This window comes from Lyngbya confervoides BDU141951, assembly GCF_000817775.3.
GTDB lineage: Bacteria > Cyanobacteriota > Cyanobacteriia > Thermosynechococcales > Thermosynechococcaceae > Lyngbya > Lyngbya confervoides.
This window is the reverse complement of record NZ_JTHE03000118.1, coordinates 1-10,921: the sequence shown is the minus strand read 5'-3', so window position 1 is coordinate 10,921 and position 10,921 is coordinate 1. Positions and strand designations below refer to the sequence as shown.

The following is a 10,921-nucleotide window of genomic DNA, read 5'->3' as shown; positions in this document are numbered from 1 at the left end:
TGGGGTTGGGTCCCTCTCCCTGGGATTTACAGCGCCTTGAGTCTATGGGCCTTGATCGCTATATTCAGCAGCAGCTCAATCCCCAATCCCTGCGCAATCCCCCCTGGCTTGATCAGAAGCTGCAGCAGTTTTCCACTCTGCGTCAGAGTGCTTACCAGATTTACCAAACGGCGCACCCCCGTCAGGTGCGGCTTGCCCGCCTGTCGGCTCAGCCGCGTCAGCAGGCCCAAACCTCAGAGGATCGCAAGGCCCAGCGTCAAGCAAAGGTCAAGCAGGTGCTGCAAAATCGGGCCATGGAAACTCCAGCCCAGCAGCGGGCCATTGAAGCCCAGGTGATGCGCCCCTTGAACGAGGCCATCGAAGCTAGAATTTTGCGGGCCATTAACAGCCCGCGCCAGCTTGAGGAGGTGATGGTCCACTTTTGGTTTAATCACTTTAATGTCAGCAGCCGAAAAAACTTTTCCCGCATGTGGGTGGGCATTTACGAAGAATCTGCCCTGCGTCCCTATGCCCTAGGGTCCTTTCGCCAGATGCTCGGAGCGACGGCCCACCATCCTGCCATGCTTTACTACCTGGATAACTGGCGCAGTAAAGCTGCGGCCCTGAATGAAAACTACGCCCGTGAACTGCTTGAGCTGCATACCTTAGGCGTCGATGGCGGCTACAGCCAGAAGGATGTGATGGAAGTGGCTCGCGTCTTTACCGGCTGGCGCTATGTGGATATGAATCCTCAGCGACAGGCGAGGGTGGGTCAAACCTTACCCCAATATCCTGATTTTTTGTTTGATGAAAGGGTCCATGATTCCGGCTCAAAAACCGTGCTAGGCCAAACTATTCGCGGGTCGGGGCTGGCGGAAGGGGAACAGGTTCTCGACCTACTGGCGAATCATCCGGCGACGGCACGCCACCTGAGCTATAAGCTTGCCCAGTATTTCGTCGCGGACGATCCCCCTGCCTCCCTGGTCAATAATCTGGCTCAGGTGTTTCAATCCAGCCAGGGAAATATCAAAGCGGTGCTGACTCAGCTGTTTGCCAGCGCAGAGTTTTGGGATGCTCGCTACCAGGGGCAGAAGTTTAAAACGCCCTATGAATATATCCTGTCGGCGGCACGAGCCCTGGGCGATCGCCAGGTAAACAGTCTGCAGATGGCCGGCATGATGCGGCAGCTGGGGATGCCCCTCTACGGCTGCGAAACGCCCGACGGCTACAAAAATACGCAAGCGGCCTGGCTCAGCCCCGAAGCCATGATGCGTCGCTTGAGCTTGGCCAATAGCTTGGCCCGCAGCGGTCCGGAAGGGGGCGGTTCCAGCCGCACGGCTCAACTTGAGCAGGTGGTGGGTCAAATGCTCTCCGCCAGAACCCGAACGGTGCTGCAATCGAGTCCCGCCTCCCTGAGAGCAGCGGCGATTCTGGGCAGTCCAGAAATGATGATGCGCTAGCGTTGGGGGCTGATGAGCAACGGTTTGATCGGAAATAAATAATCGTAAATCCAGGTAATGTAAAGCATGACTGTGCCTCCTTCTTCCTTAAAAGCCCTACAGCGCCGCCAGTTTCTAAAATATTCAGGGCTATTTGCAGCTTCGGGGTTAGCAGCAATGGCCTTCGATCAACCCTTTACCCGAGCCGCCAGCGGGAATCAGAAAATGGTGGTGATTCTGCTGCGCGGGGCCATGGATGGCCTGAATGCGGTGGTGCCCTATCGAGAGCGGGAATATTACGAGGCTCGGCCCTCCATTGCCATTCCAGAACCCGGCCAGCCCAACGGACTGGTGAACCTTGATGGTCAGTTTGGACTGCATCCGGCATTGGCAGCCCTCAAGCCGCTGTGGGACGCGCGCCAGCTAGCTTTGATTCATGCCAGCGGGTCGCCGGATGGAACCCGCTCCCACTTTGATGCCCAGGATTATCTGGAATCCGGAACTCCAGGATTTAAATCCACCAATACGGGCTGGATGAACCGGCTGCTGGCCCAGCTGCCGCGGGGGGCTTCCACCCAGGCGGTCAATTTGGGGGAAACCACCCCGCGTATTCTTGCTGGACCGGCTCCCACCTCCAATGTGAGGGCGGGAAAAACTGGGCTTCCCCAAATGGCCATTGATCGTGAGCCGATTCAGGCCGTTTTTGATCAGATGTATCAGGGGAATAGCTTGCTAGGGCGCGTTTATCAAGAGGGACGGCGATCGCGGGAGTTGCTGCAGCAGGGACTAAATCAGGAAATGATGGAGGCCTCGCGGGGAGCACCAGTGCCCGACTATCTGGCAACCAATACGGCCAATCTGGTGAAGCTGCTGACGGGGCCAACCCAAACCCAGCTGCTGGTGCTGTCCTTAGGGGGGTGGGATACCCATGTGAACCAGGGCAATCATGGGGGGCAGTTCGCGCGACGCCTCAAGCCCCTAGGCAACGGCATGGCCCAGATGGCGCGATCGCTGGGGTCCACCTTTAACGAGACCGTGGTGGTGGTCATGTCCGAGTTTGGACGCACGGTGAGTGAAAATGGCAACGGGGGCACTGACCATGGACACGGAAATCTAATGATGGTTATGGGAGGAGGCATTAAGGGGGGTAAAGTGTATGGTGACTGGCGGGGGCTGGCGGCTGAAGATTTGTATCAAGGACGAGATCTCCCAGTGACGACGGACTTTCGGGATGTGCTGGCTCCGCTTCTCGGGGCGCACTTTCAGCTGGGGGACAATGCCCTAAGTCAGATTTTTCCGAACTACCGCGTGGCGCGGCCGGTGACATTAAGGTAGAGAGGCTGAACCTGGATTAATCTAGGCTAATTCAGGCCAGTCCAGGCTAATTTAGTTGATCTAGCCTAACCCAGACTGAACCCCTGCTGGGGTCTCCTTCCCTGGGGCACAATCCTTAAGCATTATTGCAGTGTATTTCCTAAGGCTCCTCTCTCTTGATTAAATAACCACTAACCATAAATATAAGCGTGGGTCTAGTGGTGTGAAGCAATTCAGGTGGTGTTCGCTCGGGTGGGGGCGACGAGCTGGCAGTCTCCGCTCCCGATCCTCCCTGTTGATGTTGACCGTGGGACTGGGAGCCAGTGTCTTCGGGATTTCTAGGGGATCCCCGATCTTGGCCCAGGTCAATTTAAATCAAGATGACCCAGGACGCATTGAGGAACAAATCCCGCCGCCCTCGGTCCCCCCGCCGCCTGCGGACATTCAAATCCCCGATCCCGATGCTCCGGTGACGCCGCCGCCGGGCAGTGAGGATGAGACCTTTGAACTCAAGGCGGTCAAGATTGAAGGCGTTACGGTCTACCGCCCCGAGGATCTAGCGCCCTTCTACCGCGATCGCCTCAACCAGCCCGTTTCCCTGCGTGATCTTTACGCCATTGCCCAGGCGATTACGGAGCGGTATCAGCAGGACGGCTATCTGCTGTCCCTGGCGATTGTGCCGGAGCAGACCATTCGCGATGGCGAGGTCACCCTGCAAGTGGTTGAAGGCTATGTGGCCTCCGTGGAGTTTGAGGAGGCTCCAAAACACCTGCGCGATCGCCTCAATCAGTTTGGCCACAAAATCACCTCCCTGCGTCCGCTTAATGTCAACAAAATGGAGCGGACACTGCTGCTGGCTAATGATTTGGCGGGCGTGGAGATTAAATCAATCCTCAAGCGCGGCGAGCAGTTGGGAACCGCCATCTTGCTGGCCCGAGTCCTGTACGACTCCTTTGACCCCTTTGGAGAGCTGACCAATCGCGGGTCGGATGAGGTTGGCCCTCTGCGGCTTCAGGTGGGCACCCATTTAAATTCTCTGCTGGGGCAGGGTGAGCGAATCACCTTACGGGGGGTGATCACCCCAGCCGATCCCCTGGAGCTGGCCTTAGGCAGCTTGGACGTGACGGTTCCGGTGGGCACCGAGGGACTGCAACTTGAGTTTGGCGGTTCCTACACGGAGGTAAACCCCGGTGGCGTCCTAGAGCGGTTCGATATTAATGGGCGGACCTTTGCCCTGGAAACAGGTCTGTCCTATCCGGTGATCCGGTCAAGGACGTTTAATGTCGCGGTTCAGGGTGGCTTTGACTATGCCGGCACCCGCAACATTAGCGATCTGCTGGCTCAGCCCACGGTTCTGAACCAGGATCGGCTGGCGGTGCTGCGCGCAGGGGTTGAGTTTGATCGCCTGGATGCTTCTGGCCGTTGGGCGGGGGGAGCCGAACTGTCCCAGGGCATTGCGGGCACCACGCCGGGAAACGCAATGGATCCGCTCTCGCGAGCCCAGGGTAGCGCCGTTTTCACCAAGGCCAATGTGAACCTGGAGCGGCTTCAGCAACTCCCTGCTCAGTTCTACGGTCTGCTTCAGGCCAGGGCGCAGATTACCGGCGATGCGCTCCTAGTGCGGGAGCAGTTTGGCCTGGGGGGGGCGCCCTTTGGCAGTGGATTTGATCCCAGTGAACTGCTCGGCGATTACGGCTATGGATTGCGTGCAGAACTCCAGCGCCCACTGCAGTACCAGGGATTTGGCCGAGTGCAAAGCACAACCCCCTATTTGTTTGCAGATCACGGTCAAATTTTTCGCAACTTTCGCCTGGCAACGGAAAATTCCTCCGATAGCCTCACCTCCGCCGGGTTAGGGGTGCGGCATTTTTTCGGCAATGAGCTGAACCTGACGGTGGAAGTAGCCTTTCCCCTCGATCGCACGGACCAGCCTACAAATGACGATCCGCGTCTGTTCTTTAGCTTGACAGGTATTTTCTAGCTTTGCAGTCCTTAAGTTCTCTTTAAGGGCTTTTGTTTTTGTTCCCCTAGCGCCCCTGAATCCCATGTCTCATCTTTCTTTCTCCTCGGTCAGTCCCCTATGCCAGATCGGCGGGCTTTGTTTAACCAGCCTTGGCGTGATCGGAACCTCGCAAGGAGTCTGGGGGCTACCCCAGGGGGGCCAGGTCCAGTCTGGAGAAGCCCAAATTCGCCTGGATCAGCCTGGGCAGCTAGAGATTCTGCAAACCTCACCCCAGGCGGTGATCCATTGGGATCGCTTCGATATTGGGGTGGCAGAGCAAGTGTATTTCCAGCAGCCTTCGTTTCAATCGGCCACCTTGAACCGGGTAACGGGTCGTTTTTCCAGTCAGATTGCTGGGCAGCTTCAGGCGGTGGGGCAGGTATTGCTGATTAATCCTAACGGGATTGTGTTTACCCCCACGGCGCAGGTAGACGTGAGCGGTATTTTAGCCACCACCCTGGATCTCCAGGACCCAGATTTTTTTGCGGGACACTATCGGCTGCAGCAGCGGCCCGGTCTGCCCCTGCGGACCGTGGAGAACTACGGATCCATCACGGTGCGAGAGGGTGGCTTTGCGGCACTGGTGGCTCCGGGGGTGGTGAACCAGGGCGTGATTACGGCCCGGCTTGGTCAGGTGGCCCTGGGGGCAGGAACCGCTGCGACGCTGGATTTTTATGGGGATGGCTTGCTCTCGGTGACCGTGGACCCCAGCCTGGGCGATCGCATTATTGGAGCCGATGGGCAGCCCATTTCCCAGGGGATCAATCAAGCAGGAACCCTTTCTGCCGAGGGGGGCGTGGTGGCCCTCAGTACAGCCACGGCCTCGGATCTGTTCCAGCAGGTGATTAATCTGGAGGGCGTGGTGCAGGCGCGATCGCTCCAGCATCGCCAGGGTCAGATTGTGTTGTCAGGCGGCGATGGCGGTCAGGTGGCCCTGCAAGGAAGCCTGGATGCCTCCGGTCTCCACGGCGCTGAGGGCGGTCAGATTGACGTTACGGGGGCCAGGATTTGGGTGAGCGAGTCAGCGGTGCTGTCGGCCAATGGCGGTTCGCGGGGCGGACAGATTGGGGTGGTGGCTTCGGACACGGCTCAAATTGATGGTGCGCTGCAGGCCAGAGGGATCGACGGCGGTCACATTGAAACCTCAGCCCAGTTCGGACTGGGAGTGGGTAAAACGGCCCGGATTGACGTGGGATCGGCGGGAGGACAGCCCGGAACCTGGCGCTTAGACCCGGAACGCCTGGTGATTGATGCCACCAGCACGGGGGGAACCTTGCCAGGGCCGGCCACGGGCGATCACTTTGTGGCTAATACGGTGGTGGCCACGGCGCTGGAAATGGGAAATGTGGACCTTGAGGCCACGGAACGGATCGAGGTGCGGGCGCCCATTGATACCAGCGGGCAGCTAAACAGCAACAGGCTTAACTTCAAGGATCAAAATGCAGACCGTCAGCTTGTGGTGGATCTCAATGCCCCGATTACGCTGGGCACGGCTCAGACCTTGACGGGGGAGGCCACTCAGGTCAATGTCAATGTGGCCGGGCCAGGAACGGCCCAAACGGGGGTGGATATTGCGGCGCCTGGGGGAACGGTGAACCTAAGCGCGGGCACCTTCACCGGCAATGGGCTGGGAGAGTCTGTGGTCACGATCAATCAAAATTTAACCCTTCAGGGCCAGAGCGCCACGGACACTATTATTGACGGGGGATCCGAGCAGCGTGGGATTCAGGTGGAGTCCGGCACCGTTGGAATTCGCAATTTACAGGTCACTCGGGGATCGGTGGCCGGCGAATTAGGCACCGGCGGGGGCATCAGCATTGATCCGGGGGCAACTGTTACAGCGACCAACCTCAGAGTTGAGAATAGCAGCGCTAGCATTGGGGGCGGAATTTTTAATGGTGGTAACCTCCAGCTTGTTGATAGTGTCGTGACCGGGAATACGGCCTTTGAAGTAGACCCAGAGGAAAGCACGGTGACGGGGGGCGTTGGGGGGGGGGTGCTCAACAGCCTGGATGCTACTTTGGCGGTAACCCAAAGCACCATCAGCAATAATCGGGCTGAATATGCAGGGGGTGGGATTGGAAATTTTGGAACGGCTACGATTAGCGATAGCGTGATCGCAGATAATGGGGCAGAGGATGAGGCGGTTCTGCCAGGCGATGAACCTGTTGCCTTTGGCGGCGGAATTGGCAATGTGGGAACGCTGACCGTTACCAACAGCAAAATTGAGAATAATCAAGCCAATGTTGGCGGCGGTATTGTCAATAGTACAGAGTTAGACCTTGATCCCAGTCTAGGCACACCGGACTTTTCGGGAGAGCTGAATCTGATTGAGAGTCAAGTGACCGGAAATACGGCTTCAATTGTGGTCGGTACTGGCTATGAAGGCTTTGACTATGGTTACGGTGGAGATGGAGGTGGTATTGCGAGTGGAATCGGCACCACAGTCCAAATATCTCAAAGCTCAGTTTCTAACAATCTGGCACAGAGCGATGGCGGAGGAATTTATGTTGAAGGAGCCAGCCTCACGATTGACTATTCAGAGATCAATGAAAATATATCTGGCGACGATGGCGGCGGCCTGGATATCAACGCTGGACTCTCCACAATAAACCACTCCAGCATTCGCGATAACGAAGCAGATAGCGAGGGAGGGGGGATCAACCTCCACGAGGGCGGAACCCTCATCATCAATGGCTCAACAATCGCCGGAAATAGAGCTAGACAGGTGGGAGGTCTTCTTATTGAAGACGAAGACAGTGTTGTGGCTGTAGTGAATTCAACCCTCAGTGAAAACGTTTCTGAAGAAGAGTCGGGAGGAGGCGTTGGCCTAAATAGCGGAGTAGTAACCATCGTTCATTCGACCATTACCAACAATCAGTCAGGAGACCAGGGGGGTGGAATATCTGCGGAAATTTTTGACGACGAGACGGTTTTATCGATACAAAATTCAATTATTTCAGGGAATACTGCAATAAATGGGAATCCTGAGTTTCGTCTTGATCGCCCAAGTGGACTTCCGGTTCCATCGGTTTCGAAAGGTTTCAATCTGGTGGGTCAAAATGGCAATGCAGGCGGCTTCCCTACGATCGCAACGGATCTTATCCTCTCTTCCACAACGAACAGCGTCCTTGATCCAGTCCTGAGAAACAATGGCGGTCCCACCCTGACCCATCAGCTCGTTGCCGGAAGTCCGGCCATTGATGCCGGGAGTAATGCGTTAGCAGTGGATGCCCAGGGCAATCCCCTCACGCGAGATCAGCGGGGCGCCCAGCGCAATGGTCTCAATGGAGGAACCATTGTTGATATCGGCGCGGTAGAAGCAACCTCTTCCTATGTTGTTAATCAAACTCAGGATAGTCCAGACATTGGAACCCTGCGATCGGCGGTTGATTTTGCCAATTTTAGTACCAATCATCACCCCACTAATCTGGCGACGCCTGCTCCCAACACGATTCGCTTTGATAGGGGAGTCTTTAGTACACTCCAAACCCTCTCGCTCACCCAGGGAGAACTCTTGTTCAACAACCCTGGCACCGCGATCGCCCTTGCCGGTCCCGGAGCAAATTTACTCGCCATTAGCGGCGGGAATGCCTCCCGCGTCCTCAGCATTACCCAGGGGATTGTGACCCTGGACGGACTCACCGTGACCGATGGATTCGCAGAGGCGGGAGCTGGCATTCAGGTGGGAGACAGGGCTACCCTCACCCTCATGAACTCGACCCTGACTGGCAACCAAACCAGTGACGTGGGCGAAGGAGGCGGATTATTTAACAGTGGCACCACAACCTTAGTCAATACCACCGTCAGCGATAACCAGGCGGGCTTTGGCGGGGGCATTTATAACCGCCGAGATCTGGTAGTAGACCAGACCCGCATCATTAATAACGAAGGCGGTACATTCGGCGGCGGCATTGATAGTTTCAGTACGAGCAATCGGCCCACTGCCGTGATCACCAATAGCGAAATCACTGGCAATACGGCCGATCTGGCGGGCGGAATTTACAGCAATGGGGATCTCACCCTCCAAAATGTCACCCTCTCTGGCAACACGGCCAGGGATCTAGGCGGTGGCTTGTTTAATGCCGCTGAAGCCAACGCCGTGATTACCCACGCGACCTTTTCCGATAATGAGGCTGGCAACGAAGGCGGCGGCATCTATAACAGCGGCTCCGTTGAACTTAACAGTAGTTTCATCGGGGGCAATCACGCCCCAACCCATCCAGAATACGGTCCTACCCTAGCCGAGGAAGAGAGTCTCATCGGCACCCTTACCTCGGATGGATTTAATCTGGTGGGGCAAAATGGCGATCGCGGCGGCTTCCCGGATAGTTTTAAGGTTCTAGAAACCCCCATAGAGCAAAATCTTGCGCCCCTTGCCTTCAATGGCAGCAGTACCCAGACCCATGCCTTACTGCCGAATAGTCCTGCCCTCGATGGGGCATCCAATACAGGTTCTTCTACCGATCAACGAGGCATTGCTCGGCCTCAGGGCGCGGCGGCTGATATCGGGGCCTTTGAGTCGCGGGGATTTAGCCTGACCTTTACCGGAAGCAATCAGCAAACGACGGTGAATACTCAGTTTCCGACCCTCTTGTCGGTTACCGTTCAAAATGAGTTTGGTGAGCCTGTGCAAGGCGGAACCATAACCTTTACTCCCCCCCTAACGGGAGCGGGACTCCAATTGATGGGTCCGGTGAATATTACCCTGAACGCTGCGGGACAAGCTCAGTTCCCCATCGCTGCCAATACGACAGCCGGAGCCTACGGTGTGGTTGCGAGCGCTGCTGGGCTGACGAGCACGGCCAACTTCAATCTAACCAATCTGCCGGGAAGCCCCAGTCAAATTAACATTGTGGGCGGAAGTGGCCAGACCACCCCCACCAATACGGAGTTTAGTCAGCCGATCACCGTTCAAGTGCTGGATGAGTTCGGCAATGATGTGCCGAATGCGACCGTGAGCTTTACTGCCGCAACCAGCGCATCAGGCGCGAGTGCAAACTTTAGCTCCAATGGAACAGTAATCACCAATAGCAACGGGGAAGCCAGTGTAACCGCGATCGCCAATGAATTTGGGGGAAGTTATGCCGTGACAGCCTCAAGTAACGGTCTCACCAGCACGGATACCTTCTTTTTGACGAATGCTCTCCCGCCCCAGACCCGGATTTTGTTTACAGCGGATGGCGATGGGGGCGTAAGAGTTACGGTTGATGCCTTTGGTGCGTTCGGTTCAAGCGTTACGGAGAATGCTTTTTACGATCCCGTTGGCAATGTAACAACGGCGGGGACGACCTTTGAATCGGGGATTGCCATTTTAATCAATGATCAAAATGGCCGCAGGTTTTTAACAGCCTTTAATCTCGGTGGGCAGGGAAACCTGACTGGAGCGCAGTTCTCCAGTTCAACAGATACTGCCGCAAGGAGCCAATTTACGGTAAACGGGCTGACCTTTGCCCTGAATCAGCGGGTAGCCGACAACTTAACCCGCGGCACCCGGTCTGGCAGTATCCTGACCCAGGCATTTAATATTACCAACACCAACGCCTCTCCCGTGACCTTTGAGCTAATTCGCTATTTCGATGGAGACCTGCAGTTTGATGGCAGCATTCAAGATGGGGGAGGCCGACTCTTCAGCGGCAATCGAGAAATTCTGTTTGAAACCGATCAAGCGGGTCTGTCTAGTACCGCCACCACCTTTGTCGGAATCACAGGTGTTGGCGGCAATTCCCTGTTGGGCAATCGGTTTGAGGTGGATGCCTTCTCAGGGCTCAGGAGTCGAATTATTGCTGGAAATGATCTAGATGACATGATTACGGGTGACAGTGCGGATGGCGATCAGTTTGTCGATGCTGGAAACGGATATGATATCACCCTGGCTTTTCGTAACCTCTTCCAACTGAATCCGGGAGAATCCGACACCTACATCACGGAAACCCTCTTCGGTTCAGGCATCCCCGATCAGGTTATCAATCCCCCCACCAATCCCCCTTCCCCCCCCCCCAATAATCCTCTGACCGGCGTTAACCAGCGCATTGGCGAGCAACAGCGGGTTGAGGAAGAAATTCGGGTGAGTCAACCCATTGATCAGCCGGAGATCGGCGAAGGGGTTACCCTTCCTCCCTTTATTCCCCCGGAGCCAATTGCCAAGCGAGATGCTTCGGTTCCCGAATTGGAAGCCGCCTTCACG

At 56.3% G+C, this 10,921-nt stretch carries 4 protein-coding genes; all 4 read left to right on the top strand.

Translation table 11 applies throughout. The features are described 5' to 3' along the window. Nucleotides 1–1,439, top strand: a 1,439-nt coding sequence (locus QQ91_RS20820; RefSeq protein WP_201277514.1) for a DUF1800 family protein, incomplete at its 5' end; no start/stop codon positions are given. 66 nt (nucleotides 1,440–1,505) lie between these two features. Then, nucleotides 1,506–2,753, top strand: a complete 1,248-nt coding sequence (locus QQ91_RS20815) for a DUF1501 domain-containing protein (protein ID WP_166283622.1) — start codon at nucleotides 1,506–1,508, stop codon at nucleotides 2,751–2,753. 334 nt (nucleotides 2,754–3,087) lie between these two features. Next, complete coding sequence (locus tag QQ91_RS20810; protein ID WP_166283620.1) at nucleotides 3,088–4,713, top strand: ShlB/FhaC/HecB family hemolysin secretion/activation protein; 1,626 nt, start codon at nucleotides 3,088–3,090, stop codon at nucleotides 4,711–4,713. Nucleotides 4,714–4,777: 64 nt separating this feature from the next. After that, nucleotides 4,778–10,921: choice-of-anchor Q domain-containing protein (locus tag QQ91_RS20805; RefSeq protein ID WP_166283618.1), on the top strand; the 6,144-nt coding region annotated here is incomplete at its 3' end.